The sequence below is a fragment of the Planktothrix pseudagardhii genome (assembly GCF_904830925.1).
GTDB classification, from domain to species: domain Bacteria; phylum Cyanobacteriota; class Cyanobacteriia; order Cyanobacteriales; family Microcoleaceae; genus Planktothrix; species Planktothrix tepida.
Genome location: NZ_LR882967.1, coordinates 2853189 through 2879233, shown reverse-complemented (window position 1 = coordinate 2879233; position 26045 = coordinate 2853189). Strand labels below are relative to the sequence as shown.

At 38.0% G+C, this 26045-nt stretch carries 16 protein-coding genes and 1 pseudogene; 11 read left to right on the top strand and 6 right to left on the bottom strand.

What is annotated here, in order from left to right:
• Positions 1 to 163 precede the first annotated feature (163 nt).
• From NMK36_RS12155 to NMK36_RS12145, 3 genes and pseudogenes are all read left to right on the top strand, one after another.
• Positions 164 to 2170: pseudogene (locus tag NMK36_RS12155) on the top strand (glycosyltransferase family 2 protein); the annotation flags it as partial.
• Between the two features lie 101 nt (positions 2171 to 2271).
• Entirely contained in the window at positions 2272 to 5739 is a 3468-nt protein-coding gene (locus NMK36_RS12150; RefSeq protein WP_254173821.1) for a tetratricopeptide repeat protein, read from the top strand.
• A 105-nt stretch (positions 5740 to 5844) separates the two neighbouring features.
• On the top strand, positions 5845 to 6621 hold the full coding sequence (locus tag NMK36_RS12145; RefSeq protein WP_254173820.1) for a class I SAM-dependent methyltransferase: 777 nt from the start codon (positions 5845 to 5847) through the stop codon (positions 6619 to 6621).
• A gap of 185 nt (positions 6622 to 6806) precedes the next feature.
• On the opposite strand, the gene NMK36_RS12140 is transcribed toward NMK36_RS12145, so the two are convergent.
• The gene (locus NMK36_RS12140) at positions 6807 to 10793 is read right to left on the bottom strand and encodes an FkbM family methyltransferase (RefSeq protein WP_254173819.1); all 3987 of its coding nucleotides are present in this window, start codon (positions 10791 to 10793) and stop codon (positions 6807 to 6809) included.
• 373 nt (positions 10794 to 11166) lie between these two features.
• On the opposite strand from NMK36_RS12140, the gene NMK36_RS12135 reads away from it, so the two are divergent.
• On the top strand, positions 11167 to 12444 hold the full coding sequence (locus tag NMK36_RS12135; RefSeq protein WP_254173818.1) for a tetratricopeptide repeat protein: 1278 nt from the start codon (positions 11167 to 11169) through the stop codon (positions 12442 to 12444).
• 461 nt (positions 12445 to 12905) lie between these two features.
• Here NMK36_RS12135 and NMK36_RS12130 read toward each other — a convergent pair whose 3' ends face one another.
• Together NMK36_RS12130 and NMK36_RS12125 are read right to left on the bottom strand one after the other, a co-directional pair.
• Complete coding sequence (locus NMK36_RS12130) at positions 12906 to 15110, bottom strand: sulfotransferase (protein WP_254173817.1); 2205 nt, start codon at positions 15108 to 15110, stop codon at positions 12906 to 12908.
• A gap of 42 nt (positions 15111 to 15152) precedes the next feature.
• On the bottom strand, positions 15153 to 16223 hold the full coding sequence (locus NMK36_RS12125) for a glycosyltransferase (protein WP_254173816.1): 1071 nt from the start codon (positions 16221 to 16223) through the stop codon (positions 15153 to 15155).
• Positions 16224 to 16326: 103 nt separating this feature from the next.
• Between NMK36_RS12125 and NMK36_RS12120 the strand changes: the two genes are divergently transcribed.
• Together NMK36_RS12120 and NMK36_RS12115 are read left to right on the top strand one after the other, a co-directional pair.
• The gene (locus NMK36_RS12120; protein ID WP_254173815.1) at positions 16327 to 17916 is read left to right on the top strand and encodes a tetratricopeptide repeat protein; all 1590 of its coding nucleotides are present in this window, start codon (positions 16327 to 16329) and stop codon (positions 17914 to 17916) included.
• A 28-nt stretch (positions 17917 to 17944) separates the two neighbouring features.
• Entirely contained in the window at positions 17945 to 18145 is a 201-nt protein-coding gene (locus tag NMK36_RS12115) for a tetratricopeptide repeat protein (RefSeq protein WP_072721548.1), read from the top strand.
• A 354-nt stretch (positions 18146 to 18499) separates the two neighbouring features.
• Here the strand turns inward: NMK36_RS12115 and NMK36_RS12110 are convergent, their stop codons facing one another.
• A complete protein-coding gene (locus tag NMK36_RS12110; RefSeq protein WP_254173814.1) occupies positions 18500 to 20197 on the bottom strand; it encodes a glycosyltransferase family 2 protein in 1698 nt (565 codons plus the stop codon).
• A gap of 12 nt (positions 20198 to 20209) precedes the next feature.
• Entirely contained in the window at positions 20210 to 21889 is a 1680-nt protein-coding gene (locus tag NMK36_RS12105; protein WP_254173813.1) for an FkbM family methyltransferase, read from the bottom strand.
• Positions 21890 to 22053: 164 nt separating this feature from the next.
• Here NMK36_RS12105 and NMK36_RS12100 point away from each other — a divergent pair, with 164 nt between their 5' ends.
• The 3 genes from NMK36_RS12100 to NMK36_RS12090 are packed head-to-tail and all read left to right on the top strand — an operon-like array spanning position 22054 to position 23053.
• Positions 22054 to 22257, top strand: a complete 204-nt coding sequence (locus tag NMK36_RS12100) for a hypothetical protein (RefSeq protein ID WP_072721552.1) — start codon at positions 22054 to 22056, stop codon at positions 22255 to 22257.
• On the top strand, positions 22235 to 22570 hold the full coding sequence (locus NMK36_RS12095) for a type II toxin-antitoxin system PemK/MazF family toxin (RefSeq protein WP_190521401.1): 336 nt from the start codon (positions 22235 to 22237) through the stop codon (positions 22568 to 22570). Before NMK36_RS12100 ends, NMK36_RS12095 begins: the two co-directional genes overlap by 23 nt.
• Positions 22571 to 22591: 21 nt before the next feature.
• Positions 22592 to 23053, top strand: coding sequence for a DUF29 domain-containing protein (locus NMK36_RS12090; protein ID WP_254173812.1), 462 nt, complete (start codon positions 22592 to 22594; stop codon positions 23051 to 23053).
• An 8-nt stretch (positions 23054 to 23061) separates the two neighbouring features.
• On the opposite strand, the gene NMK36_RS12085 is transcribed toward NMK36_RS12090, so the two are convergent.
• Positions 23062 to 23328, bottom strand: a complete 267-nt coding sequence (locus NMK36_RS12085) for a type II toxin-antitoxin system HicB family antitoxin (protein ID WP_254173811.1) — start codon at positions 23326 to 23328, stop codon at positions 23062 to 23064.
• Between the two features lie 141 nt (positions 23329 to 23469).
• Here NMK36_RS12085 and NMK36_RS12080 point away from each other — a divergent pair, with 141 nt between their 5' ends.
• Together NMK36_RS12080 and NMK36_RS12075 are read left to right on the top strand one after the other, a co-directional pair.
• Positions 23470 to 23709 carry a type II toxin-antitoxin system HicB family antitoxin gene (locus tag NMK36_RS12080; RefSeq protein ID WP_254173810.1) on the top strand — a complete coding sequence of 80 codons (240 nt, stop codon included), beginning with the start codon at positions 23470 to 23472 and terminating at the stop codon, positions 23707 to 23709.
• Between the two features lie 77 nt (positions 23710 to 23786).
• Positions 23787 to 25745 (top strand): putative capsular polysaccharide synthesis family protein, encoded by a 1959-nt coding sequence (locus tag NMK36_RS12075; protein ID WP_254173809.1) that lies wholly within the window; start codon positions 23787 to 23789, stop codon positions 25743 to 25745.
• The last annotated feature ends 300 nt before the right edge of the window (positions 25746 to 26045 follow it).

Sequence of the window (26045 nt, the reverse complement as noted above, 5' to 3'; positions counted from 1 at the left end):
TCAGGCGTGGTTGAAATATAATTCAATTCGTAGTGAGGCGTTCACGCCTCATAGCCCTGAAGGGCTTACTACAAGTAGTGAGGCGTTCACGCCTTATAGCCCTGAAGGGCTTACTACAAGTAGTGAGGCGTTCACGCCTCATAGCCATAGCCCTGAAGGGCTTACTACGAAAGATTTCAAATATCAACCCCTGATTAGTATTATCATGCCTGTTTATAATACCCCGGAAATATTTCTACGGGAAGCCATTCAATCGGTATTAGATCAGGTTTATTCTAATTGGGAATTGTGTATTGCAGATGACGCTTCGACGGCTTCCCATGTCAAACCGATATTAGAAGAATATCAACAGCAAGATAGCAGAATTAAAGTCATTTTTAGAACTGAAAATGGTCATATTTCAGCAACTTCTAATTCAGCCTTAGAGTTAGCAACGGGAGAATTTATCGGGTTATTAGATCATGATGATGTTCTCACTCCCGATGCGTTGTATGAGGTGGTTTCCTTACTGAATCAGCATCCTGAAGCGGATATGATTTATTCCGATGAAGATAAACTGAATGAAAAAGGAGCATTAACAGGACATTTCTTTAAACCAGATTGGTGTCCTGATTCGTTTTTATCTCGAATGTATACCTGTCATTTCGGAGTTTATAGATGGCAAATTATTAATGAAATTGGAGGATTTAGAATCGGATATGAAGGCAGTCAAGATTATGATTTAGTTCTGCGATTTACTGAAAAAACAGATAAGATTTTTCATATTCCTAAAATCCTTTATCATTGGCGAATTCATAGCAGTTCTGCTGCTGGAGGAACAGCCGCGAAACCCTATGCTTATGAAGCAGCAAAACGAGCATTACAAGATGCAATTGACCGCAGAGGAGAACCCGGAATTGTTAAGGATGTTCCGATTTATTTAGGACATTATCAAATCCGCTATAAAATTTTAGATTACAAGCGGGTGAGTATTATTATTCCCACAAGAGATTTAGGAGAAATCTTAAATCGTTGTTTGGAATCTATCTTTACTCTTAGCATTTATCCTGATTATGAAGTGATTGTCATTGATAATGGAAGTACCGAATCAGAAACCCAAGAAATTTTAAAAAAATGGCAACAAAAAGAACCGACTCGGTTTAAATTTTATCGGTTAGATATTCCCTTTAATTTCTCTAAAATTAATAACGATGCTGTACGTCAAGCAACTGGGGATTATTTGCTATTCTTAAATAATGATACTGAAGTGATTCATCCTGATTGGATTGATGCCATGGTTGAACAAGCCCAACGTCCTTCAATTGGTGCTGTTGGCGCGTTATTGCGTTATCCTGATAAAATTGTTCAACACGCTGGTGTTGTGGTGGGAATTGGTCATTTTGCAGCCCATAGTCACCGCATGGCACTTGAAACAGACCCCGGATATTATGGTCAAGTTATTTCTATCAGTAATTATTCAGCAGTTACCGCAGCTTGTTTGATGTGTCGGCGAGAGGTATTTGAACAAGTGGGGGGGTTTGATGAACAGTTAGCCGTTGCTTATAATGATGTAGACTTTTGCTTAAAACTGGTTGAACAAGGCTATCGGAATATTTATCTTCCTCACGTTGTTTTATATCATTATGAATCCAAGAGCCGAGGTTATGATACAACACCGGATAAATTACAGCGATTTATGCAGGAAGTTACTATAATGCGACAAAGATGGCAACGTTATGTTGACCATGATCCCTGCTATAATCCTAATTTAACGTTATCAAGTTCTAATTATGGATTAAGGCAATTTGCTGAGGTAGAAATTAGCGATGTGTCTCTAAAATTTGATGACCAAGTGTTAGACAATTGTTCAATCGATGAACCCGAAATTAAAATTTATACGGGAATTAGTCAAATTCGGTTTAAAGGATGGGTACTTGGACAACAGGAGAAAGTAACGGCTGTTCAAATTATTGGGAATCACGGTCAAGTGATTAAGGAAATTCCCGCTAATTTTTACCGTCCTGATGTTGCTACTCTACATCCTGAAAACCTCCATTCGGAATTTTGTGGTTTTTGTGAAACCCTTGAACTTATAAATCTATCTAACCAGACGGAATTGTTATTTCAAGCTGTTCTAAACGATGGAACTTATGCTAAATTTGGACAAGTGAAGCTAAAAATCAACCCTTAAATGTAGGGTGCGTAAGCGAAAGCGCACGCGCCAAAACAGCTTTAACAGATCATCTAATAAATTAGTTAATTCACATTAGGAATATTAAGGAAATATCAACAATGTTATCTAAATCCAGCAACTTCAAAACGGCTACCCATTTGCTAGAAGAAGCGAATCAATTGAAACAATCCGGTCAGTTACAAGCTGCCATTATTGCTTATCGTCAGGCTGCACAATTAAACCCTAAATTTCATTGGATTTATCATAATTTAGGGGAAGCGTTAGCAGAAAATAATCAACTATTAGAAGCAATACAAGCGTTTCAGCGTGCGATTGAATTAAATCCTGATTCACCTTGGTCACAATACCAATTAGCAGAAGTTTTATTAAAATTGGGTAATTTACCCCAGGCAATTAATGCGTTAAATGTGGCAATTACCATTAATCCCAATGTGACCGAATTTTACAACAGTTTAGGGAAAGCCTTATTTAAACAAGGTGAATTAGAACAAGCCATTACGTCCTATCAAAAAGCTCTTAAACTTAACTCAGAAGATGCCATTGCTTATCAATATTTAGGAGAAACCTTAGCTCAACAGGGTCAACTGGATGAAGCAATAGATTCTTGTCGAAAAGCGATTGATCTCAATCCTAGTTTAGGAAATGCTTATCAAACATTAGGAACAGCATTAGTCAAAAAAGGATTATTTGAAGAAGCATTAAATATTTTATTAGAAGCTATAGAATTTAATCCTAAGTCGCCTGAAATTTATCATGCTTTGGGAGATGTATCCGCTCATTTCCAACAATGGAATAAAGCCATTGACTATTATTCTCAAGCGATTCAGCTTAAACCCAATGTAGCTATCTTTCATCACAATTTAGGGAACGTTTACGCTCAACTCTATCAATGGGAAGATGCGATCGCTGCTTATTCTCAAGCCATCGCCCTCAATCCTGAGTCAGCCGATTGTCATCAAAGTTTTGCAGAGGTTTTAGCTAAATTAGAACGTTGGGATGCTGCGATTTCTTCCTATTCCAAAGCCTTAGAATTAAATCCTGATTTAACCAATATTTATCCGCGTTTAGCAGAAGCATTAAAACAGCGAGGAACCCCCGCCGATTTAGAAAAAGCAAATCAATATTATCAAAAAGCTATTGAATTTAATGCTGATGATCTGGACGCTTATGAAATGCTGCTAAAAACTCAACCCAATAATTTAGAATTGTGTTGGAAATATGCCAATTTGTTATGGAGTAAAAATCAGCGTGAACAAGCTTTGATTTATTATAAAAAAGTCAAAGAAGCTAACCCCCAAGATTTTGAAATGTTAGTAAAATTAGGGGAAGCTTTTGTAAGGATGAGTCAATTTGATGACGCGATCACCACTTACAAAAAAGCATTAGAAATTAACCCTAACTCAGCCGATGTTTACCACCGCTTAGGGGAACCATTAGAAAAAAATGGTCAACTGGAAGAAGCTGCTAAAACTTATCAAAAAGCTATTGAATTAAACCCTCACTTTTTTGGTTCCTACCATAATTTAGGGGATATTTTGCAACGTCAAAAGGAATTTGAACAAGCTGTTTTAGCTTATCAAGAAGCCATTAAATTAAATCCTGGTTTCCATTGGTCTTATCATAATTTAGCGGATACATTAGAAAAACAAGGTAATGCAGAAGAAGCGATCGCAACTTACCGCAAATGCTTAGAAATAAACCCTAATTTTGGTTGGTCACATTGTAACTTAGCAACAGCACTCGCCAAACAAGGGAAAATAGAAGATGCACTCCATCATTATCGACGAGCAGCCGAACTAGATCCCGCATTAGGAATTGATTTGAATGGGTTAAAAGATGCACTGTTAGACCGGATTTTAGTAGAAGATTATATGTATAAACTCTGGCGAGACAAGAATTTTCCCAGAGCAGCAGATTTAATAAAAATGGCAGAAACCATTGAATTATTCCGGTATAAACCCGTATTTAGCGTGATTATGCCTGTTTATAATACCCCGGAAGAATTTCTGCGAGAAGCGATAGAATCGGTAATCAATCAAATTTATCCTTACTGGGAATTTTGTATTGCGGATGATGCGTCTCCCTCTCCTCATGTTAAAGCAATTTTAGAAGAATATAAAGCCAAAGATTCTCGAATTAAAGTGAGTTACAGAACTGAAAATGGTCATATTTCAGCAACGTCTAACTCCGCCCTAGAATTAGCAACGGGAGAATTTATTACGTTACTGGATCATGATGATATCATTACTCCCGATGGGTTGTATGAAGTGGCTTTATTATTAAATCGGAATCCTAATTTAGACATGATTTATTCTGATGAGGATAAAATTAGTCCCAATGGTAACTTAATTAATCCTTACTTCAAACCGGAATGGTGTCCAGAATCCTTTTTATCGCGGATGTATACCTGTCATTTAGGAACCTATCGACGGTCGATTATTGAAGAAATTGGAGGATTTAGAATTGGATATGAAGGCGCACAGGATTATGATTTAGTCTTAAGATTTACCGAAAAAACCCAAAAAATTGCTCATATTCCTAAAGTTTTATATCACTGGCGAATGCACTCCGGCTCAACGGCAGGGGGAAGTGAAGCGAAACCTTATGCTTATGAAGCGTCTAAAAAAGCGATTCAAGATGCCTTAGATAGACGGGGAGAACACGGAATAGTATCCGGGGTTCCTGGGTTCTTAGGACATCATTTAGTTCGTTATGAAATTATCAATTATAAGAAAGTTAGTATTATTATTCCAACGCGAGATTTAGGGGACGTATTAGACCGTTGTTTGGAGTCCGTTTTTACTCAAACAACCTATCCTAATTATGAAGTAATTGTCATTGATAATGGCAGTGTTCAGGATGATACGTTTAAAGTATTTTCTAAGTGGAGTTCTCAGGAACCATCCCGGTTTAAATGTTATCGCTTAGATATTCCCTTCAACTTCTCAAAAATTAATAATTATGGCGTTAGTCAAGCCACAGGGGATTATTTGTTATTCTTAAATAATGATACAGAAGTGATTAATCCCGACTGGATGAATGCAATGGTTGAGCAAGTCCAACGGCCTCAAATTGGTGCAGTGGGAGCATTATTATTATTCCCTGATAATACCATTCAACACGCCGGCGTTGTAATGGGATTAGGGGGTGTTGCAGGTCATGGATATTATGCCATGTCTTCTGATATCCCCGGATATTTTGGCAATGTTGTTGGGTTTAATAATGTTTCTGCGGTTACAGGTGCTTGCTTAATGTGTCGGCGAGAAGTCTTTGAACAAGTCGGAGGGTTTGATGAACAGTTGACGGTTGCTTATAATGATGTAGACTTGTGTTTAAAAATGTTAGATCAAGGCTATCGCAATTTGTATTTACCTCACGTTACCCTTTATCATCATGAATCCAAAAGTCGGGGTTATGAAGATACACCGGAAAAGAAAGAACGTCTAAAGCGAGAATCGAATATTATTGAAGGACGTTGGAAAAAGTATATTGATAATGATCCTTGTTATAGTCCTCACTTGACAAGAGTTTGTCAAAACTTTAGTATTAAAGTTCAGGATAATTAGATAAAATATTGTATAGGGGGAACTCTTTAAAATAAAATCCTCCGAAATATATTTTTTTGATTTCCTAAATTTCACTTTATTATCTTCTTAGTTAAAGGTCTTTTCATGAACATTCTTGATCAGTATATTAAATCTGCACCTAGTGCCCAAAATTGCTTAGATATTTTTAGAGGTGAATGGGCATCTAGGTTCCCAGGAAAATTTTCTTCTCTACAAGCGGGACAAACTCCTCTTTTTGAAGATACTCGAATTACTTGGGCAGTTGAGCAGTTTGGAAAAATTCAAGATCAGAATGTTCTTGAACTGGGCCCACTAGAAGGCGGGCATACTTATATGTTAGAACAGTTCGGTGCAGCTTCTATTACGTCTGTAGAAGCTAATACTCGTGCTTATCTTAAATGTCTAATTACTAAGGAAATTTTGAGTTTAAAAAAAGCTAACTTTATCTGTGGAGATTGTATAGAATATCTTAAAAAAAATCAACGTTTATTTGATATTTGTTTGGCTAGTGGTATTCTCTATCACATGATTAATCCAGTAGAATTGATTGGGTTAATTGCAAAGGCCAGCTATAAAGTTTTTATTTGGACTCATTATTATGATAAAAATATTATTAATAGCCAGCCTAATTTATCTGTTAAATTTACAGATCAGTTTACCCATGAATATCAAGGGTTTTCTCATAGCCTTTATCGTCAAGAATACACGAGAGCTTTAGATTATGCAGGATTTTGTGGTGGAAGTCTGCCCCATAGTCATTGGATGCAGCGTGAAGATATCTTATCGTCCTTAAGATATTTTGGTTTTAAAGATATTAGAATTAATTTTGAAGAACTTAATCATCCTAATGGCCCTTGCATGGCTATTGTTGCGATTCGATAATTTGTACTAATAAAAGCCTCAAACGCTTTCCAACTTATCCTGTATTTGGTGGTGTTGTCATCCTTACTAAAAAAGTTAGAGATGTAAATTATGACAAGTTTTTATGGGATGTAATATTAGATTATAAAAAAACCGTCTGAGCTTAATGTAAACTAGAGACGGTTTTAATCAATCTTCTGAATCTATTAAACTAGAGCAGATTGATCAGCTTTAGATTGTTGGTGCTGATTAAGTTGCCAATGAGCTTCTTCTAATTCTGCTAAAACTTCATCAAATTGAGCTTGTGCTCGCTCTAATTCTTCTCGAATCTGATTCAACTCAGATTGAGCTTGGTTCAACTGGTCTTGGGTTCGCTTTAACTGAGTCTGACTGTTTTCTAATTCTTGTTGGAATAGAACCGAAGACTCGGAATTTAATTCTTGCGTTTGCTTTAGATTATTTTGCCAAAGTTCTAATTCAGTTTGCTTTTTATATAACTCTGTTTTTAAGCGCCATTGCTCTTGCAAAATCTGAGCAATTGGAGATTGGGAGATTACAGACTCAACAGCTTTTTTTAACTCAGGGACAAAACGTTGAATTGTCAAATCTTCTATGTTGTTTTGATCAGCAGCTTCAAACATCCAATTTCGAGGTTGCTCAGTGTCAGAACGTCCTCTAAACATTTTTTCTTTGTATTCTTGCAAAGATTTAATGATGTAATGGTTGATTACTAACTGCTTCGCTGAATGAGAGGGAGAAAACGGCCCGCTCATCGGTTCCTTATTTTCTGTTACCGCTAGTTGGTTATTTACATAGATAAAACAGTGAGGATCTTGAACTTTTAAAGTTTTTTCAGGTTGCACAATTGATTTCACATGGAAATTAACAGTTAACCCATCCTCTCCCCTTCGAGTAAAGTTTTCTACCTGTAAACCTTCGGGTTTAATCTTGTGACCGGAAGAACCAAAAATTAACCAGTTCACTGTTACCCCTGGATAGTCTTGAAAATCTTCTAAGATAGCTTTAATGTCATTCTTTTCTGTAGGAACTAAAAATTCATCCAGATCAATAAAAGCGATCCATTGCGATTCTGTTTTATACTTATCTAAACAATCTTGATAAGCTGGAATTTGCCCAGGACGAATTAGCCACTCATGCCAAATTACTTCTCCTGATTGAATATAAGGTTTAACCAACTCAATAACATGATCGCTGCTGCCGTTGTCATAGAGGTAAAATCTTTCCACACCCACTAATTTATGAAACTCTAACCATTCTATTAAGTATGGAGCTTCATCTTTGAGAATTGCACAAACACTTAGAGTGCATTTTTTTCTACTAATAATTTGATCGGGATTATCTCTTAATAAAGGTTCACTATTCCAGGGGTCATAAGGAATTAACTTTTTATATTTAAGATGAGGACGGAAGAAAAACTTACAGCGTTCATTGAGCATGGAAGCTGCAAAGGAAAAGGTACTATTGGAAATCGCTAAAATGTCACATTGACTTAAAATGTAAAATTCAGGATAAAAAGGTGCTAGGGGTAATTCTACTCCTAAATCTTGAATCGTAACGGGATTATAGTCAACAAAATCACCGACTACATTTTCAATTTCATCACTTGCAATAAACAGTACAGGTTGTTCTAAAGTTTCCCATAAACCCTTTAACCATTCTCGGTACCATTCACTAGGAGCAATACGAAGATAGGGGACATGATGGCAAGCCCAGCTATAATCTCCTCTTCTTAAGTGTAAACCAACAATCGTTTTCCCTTTGGCTCGAAGTCGATTCATGGCTTCTTCCATTTTCTCTGTAATACTGGAAACAGGATGAAACCAAGATCGAAACCAATTCTGATATTTGGAATAATATTGAGTGTGCAGTTGAAAATACCCACGAACATCTACATTTTTCAAGGGAGTTGGTGAGTTCAAAATAAGCATTTCTGAACCTTCAAAAGACTGTTCGTGTTCCACTGCATCTGGAAGTTGCCGCGATATCTGAGATTCTTGATGGCCAAAGAGATAATGACCTACCCATCGAGGAATCTCAAGATGTAAGTCATGGGTTTGAGCATAGATTTTCAGAAAAGCGTAATCAAAGATCTGATTGCCAAATCTCGCTATCTCAAAAGCGGACATGGTAATGACAGGTTTCTTCACATAGAAAGCATCACCCCAATCTGGATGATGAGTTACTGTCTTCACTCGATTAAAACCATAATAATCTAAAAATTCATCTAAATCATCTATCAAGGCAGAACCTTCATAAAGCTGTTTATAATTCACTTCTGTATTAATAGCTTCTATATAAGTGAGCCAGTGAGTTGCACCTTGTAAAGCTAACAGTTCCGCACCTTGAATATCAATATTAAGAATATTAAAATCCGAAGGATTTAATCCTAATTCTTGTAATAAGGTATCTAGGGTTTTAGCCTCTACTGTAACCTGATGAGTTTCTACAATATCTGGATAGATATTTTGATGATGCTTTAAGGGTAAAATTGAGCTACTTTGATCGAATGAAGTAACGCGAAGATTAATCATGCCATTTTGATTGCTAATAGCGCAATTTACAGCTTGCACATTAGGATAGGCAGCAACATTAGCTTGCAAGCGTTCAAATACGGCAGGATTAGCTTCGATAAACAAAACCTTTTGTACTCCCATTGCTTGATAAGAGCTAATTTCTGTTCCTTCATGAGCTCCAACATGAACGACTCCGCGTGGAGTAATAGAATATTGGTGACAAAGTTGCTTCAAATCAAGCATTTGGGCAGCTTGACCTAATAGATTAGCTTGAAACCGTTCGTTAACGGCGAGGAAGTTGCTACCTTCATAGTTTTCATATTCAGGTTTAAAGTTTGGCAGATAATGCAGACGATCAGGTAAGATTTTAAAAATTGAGTATCTAAAACTTTGTAAATAGCTGAAAACTTCTTTTAAAGTTGTTTTTGCATCTAAATAAGTGCCTCCATATTCAAATTGAAGGTAATCTATTTTACCTTTACTTAAATATATTTCTGCTCCTCGCAATACTTCAAGTTCATGTCCGCTTACATCAATTTTGATAAAATTGATTCTCTTAATTTGTTGTTGATAACAGTAATTATCAATTGTGTTTCTCAAGATTTTAATCTCTTGCGGATACTGAAGAATTCCTATATTTTCTACAGATATTCTACGATGAAATGTACTTAAAGCGGGATGATTTAGATAATGGTAAAAGGTTTGTATCCCCGGTTGGCTAGATATCGCAAAACTATTCGGTATTATTCGGCTATTTTTGAATTTACTTGCTAAATTTTTGATTAAAGTATTATAATTGTTAGGCAAAGCCTCAAAAAGATGAATTTCAGGATCGGTAGAGTTCCTTAAAACTTCTTGAGTCCAATGCCCTAAATTAGCCCCAAGATCAAAAACGATAGAACCGGGCTGAATAAATTTTTGAATAACTTGGCTTTCACCACTTTGTTGAAAACTAAAATCAACTTCTTCTACTTCGTCTGCTACTGGTGTTTGTTCTTCTATTAGATTCTGTTCAGGTTGGTTTTCAAATGAGATTGGATAAAAAAGCCTTTTAGGATTTCTCATATATTGTTCCCAGGCTTTTGTATTTCCATTTTGGCAATACTCTGCTAAGACAGTTCTAGCATATTCTGGAACAGAAATAATAGCATCTTCTATAACCACAATATATGGGCTTTGCAAGGAAAGTAACTCTTGAACAATTGTATGAATAGCTGGCCATCTATCTATACCATGAGGGTGGGGTGGTGGAGATAGAAATAACCTAGCATCATCAATAAAAATAAAGTGTTCCCACTGAGAATTCTTAATAATCTTTAGCTCTTCTAATAAGGGACACGGATCTTCTTGACCCGCCGTGATTCCCTCTGACCAATGAGCATCTAACCAAAAAAGACTAGAGCCATTAAGTTGCGGTACTATTGATTTTAAATGTTCTTTGGTATGACCATAACAAAAATTTATATTAGCAATATGTCCATAATTCCTTACAGTGGATTCATAAAGGTGTTGAGATAACTCAATAGTAAATACATTGTTAAAGATTTCAGAAGCCCAAACAGCCGTTGTTCCTTGAAATGTACCTGTTTCAATAAAGGTTTTGATCTGATACTCTTTTTGCAAAAGAGCCATGATATTTTGGCAATTTCCTAAACCCATTTTTTTGATATTCCTCACGAGTGTGTATTGGTTCCAGATGCGATTATACTAGATGAAGAAAAACTTACAACCTAGTAATTATTTTATTACAAAATAACGTTAACGACCTGTTTGATGGATTAAACGTGAATCTTAGTCAGTTATTGCTCATTAAGATGCTTTTAAGCTGGATGGGGTTCCTAGATTAACACAGAACAGGTATAGTAAAAAAAGGTTTTCACCTGCATTAGTAACAAGCCTAGCCAAAGCGCGTGGCAAAAATAGCTCTTAGATACTACAAGTTCAGTAGATCATATCACAGCTAATTCCTGTTACTGCTCAAGTCTGCTAACCTTTAACAGATGTCCATTTTAGACTAAAACAGTAAAATATTATGAATAGTTTTTTACAGCCTAGTCAACAAACATTTATAAGTCATTTTGACCAAGCCAATAAATACAAACAACTTAACCAACTCGATCAAGCTATTACAGCATACACTCAAGCCATCACCGAAAAACCCAACTTTTCCTGGTATCACCACAATTTAGGGGAAACCCTGGCTCAACTGGGTCAGCTTGAGGAGGCGATCGCAAGTTACCAAAAAGCCTGCGAACTCAATCCTAACTCGGCTTGGTCTTACTATAACCTGGGAGAGATCCTAGAGCAACAGGGGAGAATCCCCGAAGCAACGGATGCCTATCGCCGTGCTGTGGAACTCAATCCTGATTTTTATGAGTTTCAGCAAAGCCTGGGAAAATTGCTCTGCCAACAAGGACATTTTTCAGAAGCCATCAGTTCCCTACAAACCGCACTTGAACTGGAACCCGATGCAACCTCCTGTTATCACTATTTATGGGATGCCTTTGCTCGTCAAGGACGGGGAAGCGAAGGCATTGCTTATTTGCGGAAAGCCGTTGAAGTCAGTCCCAACAACTGGGAACTTTATCAACAGTTGGGAGAAGCGTTAGAAGCTCTAAACCAAATTGAGGAAGCCCTTGAGTCTTATCAACAGGTGATTAAACTAAACCCCAAATCATCCTGGACTCATTATAAGTTAGGCTTGATTACCAGAAATCAAGGCAAAATGCAAGAGGCGATTACCGATTTCCGTAAAGCCACAGAAATTGACCCTCAATTCGCCATTTATTATCACTTTCTCGGACATACTTTATCCCTAACCCACCAATGGGAAGAGGCAATTACCTCCTATCATAATGCATTGGAACTGGCACCTGATGCGGCGATTATTTACCAACATTTGGGGGATGCTTTAGCGACGATACAACGGTGGCCACAGGCGGTTACTGCCTATCACCATTCCGTTGAACTTGATCCAAATTCCTTGGAAGCTCAAGATCATTTAGGGTTTGCCCTGGCTCAACTGCAACGTTGGGATGAAGCGGTTGCTGCTTACCGTCGCGCCTTAAATATCAGCGAATCTGATGTTGTTTATCAACATTTGGGGGAAGCGTTGCAAAATCGCTCTCCCTTACAACCTCTTCCCCAAGCTGCTAAAGCGGACTTAGAAGCAGCAGCCCAATGTTATCGCCGAGTCCTTGAATTAAATCCGAACTGGGTATCTACCTACCAGCTATTGGGCGATGTTTTAACTCAACTGGGGGAAACAAAAGAAGCTGAACTTTGTTACCATCGTGTCCAGAAGCCCTAAAACCTGGACTTCAGCCTTAACGTTCCGCCTGGGTAGAGACGTTTCGTCAGCACCCCGCTCTAAAGAGACGGGGCTTCATGCCTCCTCTTTGGATAGCTGACCAGCTATAGTCTTAATTGACTACGTTATCGGCAAGTGTTCAAGAACCCACCAATAGATGCGTAGCTAGTCTGTTGCTCTGGAACTTAAAAGTTAAACAGTTTTACGAGGGGTAAAATAGTGCTTTTGAGATAGTTACCGACCGATAACATTGGCGAAGCTAACATTACCCTAGCAATAGGAGTGGGAGAAATCCCAAAAAAACCGGGAATCGGCAAATAAAACAATTTTTGTCGGTTCCCAATCCAATATTCACGGGGAATAAATTCCCCTGAGTCGTGTTTCCTCTCAGGTCTGAAGACGCTGAGTTTCCACACTCCCATCCTACTTTTATGAAACGTCTCTACGGGAGCAGTCTTAGCTTAATTTAAGTTATGATTTTCTGCCCCACTCAGAGCTATTGGTTCAGATTCAGGCTGTTCTGGAGTGGCTGGATAACTTTTAATGAAAGGTAATGGCATTGTTTTTTTGACCATCATTTGGCGCATTAACTGTTGCCATTCCTCAGAATGGGTTAAGCTTTGGGAATCTAGTTCAAAGCCTTGGGCTAAGGATAATTTAGAAAAGGTTTCTAACCAAGTCAAAATTGTTTCACTTGGAGAGGTTTTAGTTAATTTCAACGCTTGCTGAAGATGCTGTTTCATTAAAGGTAATTTACCATTTCGGTAAGCATTCCAAGCATCCCAAATTAATAAGTTGTAGTTAATTTCGCTTTCTGGTTTGGGATCTTCAGCCATTGTTTGCTCTAAGCGTTGCCGTTCCTGCATTTGTTCTAATTGAGCTTGGGATTGAGCTAATTCAACTTGGAGTTCGTGCAGTTGAGCTTGCGATCGCTTCAAGTCGGTTTGCAGTTGATGAATTTGAGCTTGTTTTTGTTTTAAGTCTCGTTTAGTTTGCTCGTATTGTGACTGAGTTTGAGTCAATTCCGTTTGCACTATTTCTAATTGAGATACCGATTGTTCTAATTGAGAATGGTATAAATCTAACTCTCCTTGCACTTGATACAGTTGGGAATTTGAGCGTTTTAAATCCCGTTTTAGTTGTTTAACTTGATTAGTTGCCTGTTGCAAAGCTGCTTGTTCTTGGTGCAGTTGAGTTGTTTTTTCTTCTAGTTCTTTTACGGTTTGATACAGTTGAATTTGAAAGCGTTCTTCTCGCTTTTGGGTTTGTTGTAACTGCATCATTAATTGACTCAATAAAGCTTCAGCTTCATAAATTTTAGCTTCCGATTCCCCAAGTTGAGTTTTATACCGTGTTAAATCGTCCTGAACTTGAGGCCAGTTTAGTTCATAATATTCTAATTCTTCCTGAGTTTGATGTAATTGGGATTGATACCGCATTACATCAAATTGAGCTTGACTCAGTTGAGTTTTAGCGGTTTCTAATTCAGTCCGAGTTTGGTTGAGTTGAGTATGAGATTGTTGTAAAACAGACTCGGTTCGTTGTAACTGGGTTTGAGATTTTTCTAAAACCGTTTCGGTTTCTGTTAGTTGAGCTTGAGATTTTTGGAAAGCTGTTTCGGTTTCTGTTAGTTGAGCTTGAGATTTTTCTAAAACCGTTTCGGTTTCATGTAATTGCAATTGAGATTGATCTAATAAATTTTCTGCCGTTTTTAATTGAGTTTTTGTTTGCTCTAACTCAGTTTTAATTAATTGAGCTTCTTGGACTTCAGCTTGTTGGTCTTGCAATTGAGCTTTTAAGGATTTATTTTCCTGTTCTAATCGACGCCCATTCGCCCAATCTTGAAAAGCCCAAGAGCGATACAGAGATGGTTTTAATAAGTCTTGCCAAGAAAAGTCTGGTGTTTGTTCAGGATGCCATGCTCTCCCTTCAAGTTCCTGATACAATTCAATGGCTTCAGGAAAATAATAGTCAATTAAAGTCGGTTTCTGACTGTTTGAAGAAATCTCAGTTTTTAATAAAGAAGGATCGTAAGCAGTGGGTGCTGGATAACTTAACTCAACGTTAAACTTTTGATTAATAGTATCAATATAGGCAGTTTGGTTTTGAATAATTGTGTGTAGATTGGTTAGCAAACAACGATGTTGCTCTTGATTATAAAAATTCAGGATTTTTTGATTATAATGCTGCCAATATTTGATGGCTAATTCAGGTTGAGTTTGAAAGATTTCATCCTGTCGCCGATACAGGGAATCTGCCACTTCCCAAGGAGAACGATAAATTAATAAAAATTTTGCTTCGGGTAACAGTTTTGCCCAAAATTCTAAAAATAGAGTAGTTCTAGGTTCTTTCCATCCCCAAACAGAACTTAAAGCATTTTGTTCGATGAGTTCTTTAGCTCGGTCAACAAATTCTTCTTTAATTTCCAAATTGTCCTGTAATGTCCAACCTGCACTACTGGCTCCTTGTGAGTCAAGAATATTCATGTGAAGGTGATAAAAGTCAATATTCTCAAAATGACCTTTTATATTAACGTGATCTGCACCTAATAAATTTCGGCCTATATGAACCCCTGCGCTCTGAAGAATAGATGCGGTTAAGGAAGTTCCTGAACGGTGCATTCCGGTGATAATGAAAGCAGTTTGTTCTGGGTTTTGCTTTTGCATAGATTTCCAATAAATTAAAGGGTGAGAGTTGAGGATTAAGGTTTACCAAATTTCATGAATATTATCGAGAATCTCTAAAAAAGCTTGACGCTCTTTAACGAGATCATGTTCATGAGCGGTTTGTTTAGCATGGGTTAACATTTCCCAAATTTGAGTTTGAGAATATTGTAAGGCTTGTTGGATCGCCTTCAATAAACTTTCTATCGTATACTCAGGACGTAAACAATTTCTACCTGAATGACAAAAGGAACGATTGCCAATACAATCTGGACAAATCACCAGTGTTCCAACAGCCATTCCTTCTAAAGCCGGAAGGTAAAACCCTTCACCTTCTGTTTGGTTCGGAAGAAACAAGGTGATTTTGGCACGGTTTAGCTTTTGTAGATATTCGGTTCTGGGAAGTTGTGTCGTCAGGAGTTCCACGTTCTTCCCTATTTTTTCTAATTCTATCTTTAAGGTTTGTCCCAATTCCGGTTCTTTTAAAGCGGCAATTAAAATTTTATCCTCTTTTTGATGCCAATCTATTCCTTGAGGAATTAAGTTCAGATCCAAGCCACAAGGAATAACAAATATTTCTCCATTCACTTGATCAGTGGCTTCTAAATACGTTTTGATCTCTGTGCTGACACAAATCCGAATCGCTTTATACTTGAGAAAGGGATAACGGGGATTATCAGGATAAGCGTGTCGAACGTGCTGAATTAAATTAATAATCGGAATGGGAGAATTGTTTTTATAGCGTTCATTGAGCAACTGCCAATCTAACCCTTCCATAAAAATTATATCAGAATATTCTAACGGTTGCGATAATATCAATTTTCGCTCTAAATTTAACCAAGGATTACTAGCATCCCAACTGCTTTGAGGCGTAAAATAAATCAAGGGAGAATAGCGTTGGGAAAATTGGACATGATTAAAATAATCCCAAACTTTTAAATGTCCCCCTGTGAACCCTCCATAATCTCGGTAAAATAAAAATGACTGACGTGCAGGTAGAGGCAGAGTTGAGGGAGACTGCCAAGCGTTCATTTTGACTTCAATTTCTTGTAGCCAAGATTGCGATCGCTCTAACTGATATCTAATTTGTTGTAATTTGGAGGAATGAAATTGCATAAATTCCTGTACAATCCAAAACAGGTATTTTATTGTAATTCTTAACTTCCCTGAAGTCGCCCTCAACTCTTATTGAATCTTAAAATTAACCGAGAATACAGGCATGAGTGTTAGCTATTTTGAAACCGCCAATCAACAGTTACGGACAAGTCAGTTTGAACAGGCCATTCAAACCTATGAACAAGCGATACAGGAAAATCCGACATCCCCTTGGAGTTACTATAACTTAGGAGAAGCCCTCAACCAACAGGGAGATGTCCAAAAGGCGATCGCAGCTTACCAAAAAGCCATTGATCTCAACCCCAATTCCCCCTGGTTTTATGACCGCTTAGGCAGTGTGTTGACTCAGCAGGGTAATTATAGCGAAGCAATCACTTGTTTCCACAAAGCCCTCGACCAAGATCCGAGCTTTCATGAATTTTACACGAATTTAGGCGTTGCCTTAACCCAACAAGGCAATTTTACAGAAGCGGTTACTCAATTTCAGAAGGCGTTAGAGCTTAAACCCAACAACGGGGAAACCCACTATTATTTAGCACAAGCTTTTGCTCAACAACATCAATGGCAAGATGCTCTTTCTGCCTATCATCAAGCGTTACAAATTAATCCTTATTGGCCGGAGTGTTATTTGGGTTTAGGTGTGATTCAAGAACAACTACATCAAGCCGATGAAGCCGTGAGTAACTATCGTCGTGCTTGTCAACTGAATCCGAATTTAACCGAAGCTTATCAGCGCTTGCAAGATATTTTAAACAGTCAAGAACAATGGCAAGAACTCATTAATCTTTGTCGTCGCCGTTGTCACGTTAATTCTAACTCGGCGGAAGCTCATTATGATTTAGGCTCGGCATTAGTTCAACAGCAAGAATGGGAAGAAGCAACAGTTGTTTTGCATCGCGCTTGTGAATTGAATCCTAATTTTGCAGACGCTTATCAACAGTTAGGAAAAGCGTTAGCTGCACAAAATCAATGGCAAGAAGCCGTAACAATTTATCGTCGTTGTGTTGAACTGAATCCTGATTCTATTCAAAATCAACAAAGTTTAGCTCAAGCACTGGTTCAAGTTCATCATTTAGAAGAAGCGATTACCGTTTATCGTCAAGCTTGTGATTTAGGAACTGCCTCAGCCGAATTATATGAGCAATTAGCACAAGCTTTAGCCCAATTTTATCAATGGGAAGAAGGGATTTCTGCCTATCGTCAAGCCTTAGAACTGAATCCAGAAAATCAGAGCACTATTGAGTTTGGGTTACAACAACTTTTAGGCAAACAACGCCAATTTGAAGAAGCGATCGCTCAATATCGTCGTACCCAAGAGTTTATTCCTGATTCCTTTGAATCTTATCAAAATTTAGGACAATCTCTCCGACAACAAGGCAACATTGAAAATGCGTTAGTTGCTTTACGTCGCGCTTGTGTTCTTAACCCTGCATCTCCCATTGCTTATCATCTTTTAGGTCATACCTTTGCTATGTTGCAAAAGTGGGATGAAGCGATTAGTTGTTATCGTCGCGCTTGTGAGATTTATGACCAATCACCCGATATTCATTTACACTGGGCAGAGGCTTTAGAACAAAAAGAAAATTATCAAGATGCCCTTGCTTATTTCCAAAAAGCCATTAACCTCAGACCGGATTTTGATCTCGCTTATGAAGGGATTAGCCGTGTAATTTCAAAAAAAAAACAACGTTAATTTAGATCCCCTCTCCCGATATGGAGAGATGTTACAAAATAGTCCCAATAATCCTGAGATTTATCAGGAGTTGGGACAACAATTACATCGTCAAGGCTATTTGAAAGAAGCGATTGATTGTTATCAAAAAGGAATAGAACAACAAGGAGAACCGATTCATTTATGGTTTTATCGGAATTTGGGAGAAGCATTAATCAGTTATCAGTCATCAGTTATCAGTCATCATTGAAGGGGGACTCTGAGACAATTCTTTCCTTCTTCCTATTCCCACGAATTATTCATAAGAATATATTATTATTAATTTATGATTGTTTTGAAATTTAAAACAAAGAGACTCCAACCGGATTTTTTATTGAAAATAATTTTCAAATAGTTGACGAAATCATGGGGGTTGTGGTAAGCTTGAAAAAACACTACCCAAGGGGTTAGTCTGTCTATTTGTAAAAATGACGGCTAGAAGGCTATAACTTCGTTCAAGATTAAGCAAAATTTACAATATTCCGGCTCGATTCTCAATTCCCGATGCACGAGTTTTTGTAACGGAAGATTAAGACAAAATTCGAGACTTGACAAAAACATATTTTTATGCGTTAACCCTGAAAGGTTGGGTCTGGTGAAAATAGCGGTGATAACAATGAATGAATTTTGCCTTTTGGGGTTCATCAGAAATTAAACTGGCTAACCATTGGAAGGTTTGAGTATAAGCGAGACAGTCCAGAGGACGCATCCAAGGTTTAACGGTTGGACGGGAAAAATAGTTCTGGAGGAGTTGCTCAGACTCGGCTGCTATTAAATTAATCTTTTCAACCGTTAACGGTTTAGGCTCCAAACTGCAAATTGTCGGTTGTTCCAAACAAACCGCCGCTGCTCCTCTTGAAGATAAATTTAATAATAGATCAAGGATAGCAGCTTGTTCAGACAGTTGGGGATTAAAGCCACCATAACGCTGTACCCAACTGCGCCGAAATAAAATCGTGCTAGTGCGGATAAATTGCCACAGCGTCGGTAACATCCAGCCATGAACGCCGTGCAAGCCTTCTCGTCCTTGTAATACTGACCCAAAGGCAAGGAGGTTGATGTTGTGATCCCGAAAACTAGACGGGGTTTTCCAAGAACTGAAAACCATTTCTAAAGACCCTGCTTTCTGTTCAAAGCAAGCCACTTGTTGAGCGAGTTTGTTGGGTAAAAACACTTCTGGAGGATGCAAAAATGTGATAAATTCCCCTTCCGCAACTTCCAAACCCTGATTATAAGCGGCTACAATTCCTGAAGACGGTTGATGGATATAACGAATTAAGGGATATTCTCTGGTTAATAGCGATCGCATTTCCCCTATAGAATTATTATCATCAACAACAATAATTTCAAAGTCTGTAAAAGTTTGTTGGTAAACACTATCAATGGTGGCAGGTAGAGACGTGCCATGGCGCGTCTCTACACAGGTGGTGGGAATAATCACACTCACTTTAGGACTAAGGTTAGAAGAAAGGGGAGTCAGGTAAATTGTCGCATCAGCACTATTTCCCGCAAAATGATTTTGAAGAAAAACTTGATTGTGTTGCGCTTCGGTTCCTTGAAACGCTTCTAAACGATGTCCAGGTAGATGATGATAGTCATGATTTTGATGAATTGCAGTAATTATCTGGCTGGCATTAATCACCGGAATATTCTGTTTGAGTCCTTCCCCCACCATCCAGTTATCCCAACCTGCTCGTCCAATGGCAAATTCTGGCAGTTGGGAAAATAAAGGTTTAGGGAAAACGAAATAATCTAATGCACCAACACCACTGAAAGTTCCAGCTTGATGAAGGCGATCTCGTAAATTTCGTTCCCAATTAGGATTATTATAATCGATGGAATCAGTAATATCCAAATTCCAACGTCTTCCTAATATTAAAAATTGCGGGTATTGGCTGACAACTTGTTGAACCGTTGGTATGAAATCCCTCGTTAAAATAATATCCGAATTAACATAAGTCAAAATCGGGTAAGTGGCTTGTTGGGAAGCTTGGAAAAAAATACTATTTAATAGAGGCGTTCCTTGAGCATTAACGTTGATATCAGGAATATAACGTAAACCGAACTCTATGGCCGTTTCTTCAGTTCCCTGATCAGTTCCCAATAAGATAATCTCCGGTTGCGGTTGCAATTGTAACCAACTTTGAATAGCATTCCGTTGAATTATCCGAATCTGACCTCGAAACGGTTTAGGGACTGCAAAAATCGTGATTGTTAACGTGGGTTGAATATTAGGATAAATTGATAAAGGGGTAGCTGTCACAATTGCTCCTGATTAATCTTCAAGGGTTTCTGCAAGAACTTTTGCCAATAATTTAACCATTGCTGCATTATCAGATTTTGATTTTTTAGTAACAGTTATTTCTGGTTTTTGTTGAGCTTGAGTTAAGAGCATTTTAGTTTGTTCGAGTTCGGTTTGCAGTTTAGTGAGTTCTTCTTTCTGTTGATGGAACTGAGCAACATATTGTTCTAACTCAACCTGAACTTCATCGAGTTGAAATTGAGTTAACTCTAATTCTTCTCGAACTTCATGCAGTTCAGAACGGGACTGATCAGATTCTTTTCGGGTTTGTTCGAGTTGAGATTGAGATTGTTTGAGGTCGGTTTGAGATTGTTGGAGTTGAGTTTGTAATTGTTGGTGTTGAGACTGAGATTGTTGGAGTTGAGTTTGTAATTGTTGGTGTTGAGACTGAGATTGTTGGAGTTCCGTTTGTAATTGTTCGAGTTGAGACTGAGATTGTTTGAGGTCAGTTTGAGATTGTTGGAGTTCCGTTTGTAATTGTTCGAGTTCCGTTTGTAATTGTTCGAGTTGAGACTGAGATTGTTTGAGGTCAGTTTGTAATTGTTCCTGTTGAGATTGAGATTGTTTGAGGTCGGTTTGAGATTGTTGGAGTTGAGTTTGTAATTGTTCGAGTTGAGTTTGAGATTGTTTGAGGTCAGTTTGAGATTGTTGGAGTTCCGTTTGAGATTGTTGGAGTTCAGTTTGTAATTGTTTGAGGTCAGTTTGAGATTGTTTGAGGTCAGTTTGTAATTGTTCCTGTTGAGATTGAGATTGTTTGAGGTCGGTTTGAGATTGTTGGAGTTGAGTTTGAGTTTGTTTCAGGTCGGTTTGAGACTGTTCTAACTCGACTAACATTTGATCCCGTTGGGATTGTAACTCAGTTAAATTTTCTGTACTCTGTTGTAGTTGAACTTGAGTCTGCTCCAACGTGACCAAAACCTCTTGGTACTGGGACTGTAAAGTTTCTAGCTGTTCTTGGGTTTCCTGAAGAAGTTGGGAGGTTTGGGATAAAGGTTTAACCGGATTAACTACGTCCTCAGTTTCAAGGGTTTGACGGACATAGAAGGCTTCTCCCCAAGCGGGATGGTAGGGACTGACTTCTGCTACCCGTTGAAATTGATAATCAGCAAGGAACTGATCAACTTGTTCTACTAATGCACCTCCTTCAAATAGTTCCTGATAATGAACAGTGGTATAAACAGCATCCAGGGTATTGAGAAGTTGGTTAGCACCTTCTAACGCCAAAAGTTCAGCGCCTTGGATATCAAGAATCAGGATATTAAAGTCAATGGGAGACAGATGGAGTTCTTCGAGAAGACTATCCAAAGTACGGGAGGGGAGGGTGAGTTGTTGAGTTTCTTTGATATTTGGGTAAATTTCGCTGTACCGTTTCCACAGTAGGATGGAACTGCTAGACTCAAGGGAAGTTAGATGGAGGGTAACGGTGTCATTATGGTTGGCAATAGCAGCTTGGACGACTTGAACATTAGGACTCTCAGCAAAGTTGGTTTGTAGGCGTTCAACAGTGCTGGGGTTGGCATCAATGATCAGGGTTTTAACCGTGTCGGGAAGGTTAAGCCGTTTAAGGGTTTTACCATCGGAAGCACCAATAAAAATAATCCCGCGTGGGGCTATGCTGTGTTGTTGGCAGAGGTTGGAGAAGTCGAGTTTCATGGAGGGGTGGTTGGAGTTGAAAGATGAACGGGTTTTATTGTATCAGGGAGTCGAATAGAACCAACAGAACCCGCTAATAACTGCTTTTATCCTGTTATTTAGAGGTCAAGATATTTTGCGTTCGCGTAGATGTTATCGTGGGGTATGATTTATAAGAGGTAAGTATGTTAAAAACGTTTTGGGGTACAGTTAAACAAGGGAAAATCGAATTGCTAGAGCCATCAGAGTTAGTGGAAGGAACGCAAGTGCTAATAACTCTGATTCCTGATGATGAATCTGAATTTTGGCTTCAAGCAAGTAAGATTTCGTTAAATGCAGTTTGGGATAACGCTGAGGATGATGTTTATGCCGAGTTGCTCAAAAAATGATGTCATTCTGGTTCGCTATCCGTTTTCAGATTTGTCTAATTCAAAGGTCAGACCAGCAGTTGTGGTCAATGCCCCACATCCATCTCAAGATATTTTGATTGTCCCTCTAACAAGCAAAACAGAATCCTTGCTTGATGGGGAGTTTTTGCTTTCTGATTGGTCGGCAGCAGGATTAAATGTACCTACAGTGGTGAAGCGGGGTTTATATACAGTTCATGAAAGCTTAATTATTCAGGCGATTGGCAAGCTATCTGATGAAGATGCAGAACGTTTAGAGCAGTCTTTGCAAGCTTGGTTAGGATTAATTGAATGACTAAATTAAAGGAGCGATGTTATGAATTCTGAAACAGTTTCACAATATGAACAAGATTTTTATGGCTGGACACAGTGGCAAGTCAAAGTATTAGCAGAGAAACAAATATCAGAATTGGACTGGCAAAACTTACAGGAGGAAATAGAAGCTTTAGGGAGACAGGAGTATCGAGAATTGGTCAGCCGTCTCAGTGTCTTGTTAGCTCATCTCCTCAAATGGGAATATCAACCCGAAAACCGTTCTCGCAGTTGGTTTCTGGCCATCAGGGAACAACGCCGCGCAGTTAATCGCCATTTTCATCGTAATCCTAGCTTAAAGTCTCCCATTGTTGATGCTTTAGAAGATGGCTTTGAGGCAGGGGTTGATTTGGCACTACGAGAAACAAACCTGCCATTGAGAACTTTTCCAGCCAAATGCCCATACAAGTTTGAGGAAGTTCTCGCAGATAGTTTTATTTGCGATACTAGCCAAGATTGGGAATAATTAAAGCTTTAAACAAAGGCGGTTGAAACCGCGTCTACACAAACTAGAGTTTCTAGCCACAGGGAATGGTTAGCATCAGCAACGCAGAGATTTAGAGGCAAAGCTCGTCCTAAATCCTCATAAATCTCAACCACAGCAGCTAGAGCATCCTGAACATTGGCCAGAGCTTCCTCAACGGTGTCACCCTCGGTCAGAAGTTCTGGTAATAATGGGGATGTGACCGTAAATCCCCCTTCAGGTTGTGGTGAGAGCAGTAATGGAATCTTATAAAGCATTTTCTGTAGATTCTCCTCTCTCTCAACTCGGGAAATAAACCCCTATTATAATCTATAATTAATTAACAACAAGTTGTGAATTGCTCAAAAAAGGTTGAATTGTAATACTTTGACAGTTAAATTATTAAACAGGTGAGAATAATGACTAATTCAGTTCAAGGGATTTATAACTATACGGTTATTTTTGAAAAAGAACCGGATGGAGGTTATCATGCTTTCTGTCCTGTGTTCAAAGGTTGTCATAGTCAAGGGGATAACTTTGAGGAAGCATTAGTTAATATAACAGAGGCAATGGAATTATATATTGATAGTCTTTTGGCTGATCAAGAACCAATACCCGAAGACAACCTAATTATCAAACCGATCAAGATTTCTGGATGAAGTTGGAATAATGATAAATAGGGATAGGGATGATAAAATTAGGAATATTATTAAATTTTTGAATTCTTTAAGTTACTATGAATCAGTCGCCCTTAACAACTCCTGTCGTTTTGATGCTTTTTAAAAGACCTCATACGACCCAGCAAGTTTTCCAGGTAATTAGACAATTACAACCCCGTCAGTTATTTGTCATTGCTGATGGCCCTAGAGTTGAATATCCTGAAGAAGTTGAAAAATGTGCAGCAACAAGGGCTATTATTGAGCAAGTAGATTGGAATTGTCAGGTTTTCAAAAATTACTCAGATATTAATTTGGGCTGTAAAAAACGGGTTTCTAGTGGGTTAGACTGGGTTTTTGAGCGGGTGGAAGAGGCGATTATATTAGAGGATGATTGTGTACCTGACCTGACATTTTTTTACTTTTGTCAGGAGTTGTTGGAACGATATCAGGATGAGACTCAGGTGATGCAAATTTTAGGCGAAAATACTCACGGTTATCAATCTCAGAAATATAGTTACTATTTGTCCTGCTATACATTTTACTGTGGTTGGGCAACTTGGCGTAGAGCATGGAAATTGTATGATGGCAGTCTGAAGGTTTGGCCGAAACTTCGGGAAACTAAGTGGTTAGATAATTTACTAGGAAATGAACGGGCGGTTCAGTATTGGTCGAAGATATTTGACCTGGTTTATGAGGGGTTTAATTCTTGGGGATGGGCGTGGAGTTTTACTTGCTTTTTGCATCAGGGTTTGTGTGTTGGATCAAATGTTAACTTGATTTCTAATATTGGCTTTGGAGTAGATGCAGCCCATACCACTAACGAGTTTGATGAAATTGCCAATCTGCCGTTAGAAGTTGTTTCGTTCCCCTTAAATCATCCGACTAAATTGGTTCGTGATTCGGAAGCAGAGAGAGTAATAGATCATCATCGATTAAGTGGAAGACAGTATTTTCATGGGATTAGAAAGCAAGCTTTAGAGAAACTGAATACAGGTAATAACATAGAAGCTTTGCAATTGTTTGAACAGTGTATTGCGTTTCGTCCTGATCAAGTCGGGTTATATTACGGAAAGGCTGTTAGTTTGGCGAGGCTGGGTAGAATTAATGATGCAATTACGGCTTTAAAAAGTTTAATAGATATTATTCCTAATCATCACAAGGCAAATCTATTTATTAGAAGAATACAAACCGAAGTATCTGGTTCGGTAATTGATATAAGTCAAGATAAATTATCGGTTTATTTGCAAGATATAGTGACAGTGAGTTTTTCGTATAAGACAGCATTAAACAATAAATTAGCTTCCGTTAATTCACAAAAATGGTTGATTTACACAATGGGAAAAGTAGCATCTACTTCCATTTCAAACTCCTTAAAGAAGTATGTAGGAGATGCCAATGTTTATGATATTCATTTTTTAAACGAAAGTTTTATTAGGAACAACTTAGATAGAGGACATTGCCGAGATAGTTTGTTTGTATTAAATAATTGGTTAAATCAGCATCTTAAAATTATATCTCTTGTCCGAAATCCAATCGAAGTTAATATTTCAGGGTTCTTTCAAAATATAGAGAGATACTATCCAACCCTGACAAAAATACAGATTAGTGAGTTAGATGTTAATGAAATGATTGATAAATTTATCAGTCTTGATCCAACTTATCCTTTAAAATGGTTTGAAAAAGAGTTTCGAGATCAACTGGGTTTTGATATTTATGCGACTCCATTTTCTAGACTGGGATGGAAAACTTATATTCACAATAAATATCATATTTTAGTGATGCAAGTGGAGTTACAAGATGCTGAGAAAGAAAATATTATGAAAAATTTTGCTCAACTAGAAAAATTCAAGTTAGAAAATCATAATTTAACTTCCCAAAAATGGTATAATAAAAAATATTTAGAATTTAGGATGAAGTTGGTCTTGAGTCGAGAATATATCAAGAGATGTCTATCGTCTCAGTATGCACAACACTTTTACACAGAAGAACAAATCGAAAAATTTTATCAACTCTATCCATCAAAAAAACATGGTTAAAATGGGAGTCTATGCAAACCTGATTTCAAGTTCTTTGGGGTGGGTTGTGGTGAGTCACTCAGTTGTGGGTAAAGATAACCTTGGCAGATTTGAGTGCGTGCGATCGCGTAATTGTGGGATAATAGGGATACTGGAAGTTCGATCTGGTGAGTTTATGAATGTCAGTGAGTTGATTAGAAGTGCTAACCGACTAAAACGGGAAGGGAAATTAGATGAGGTGATCGCGTAGGGTCTCGGAACCAGAATCGCATTCTGTATTCAAGCTAATTCAACCGCAAATTCAATCTTAGAATTACCAAT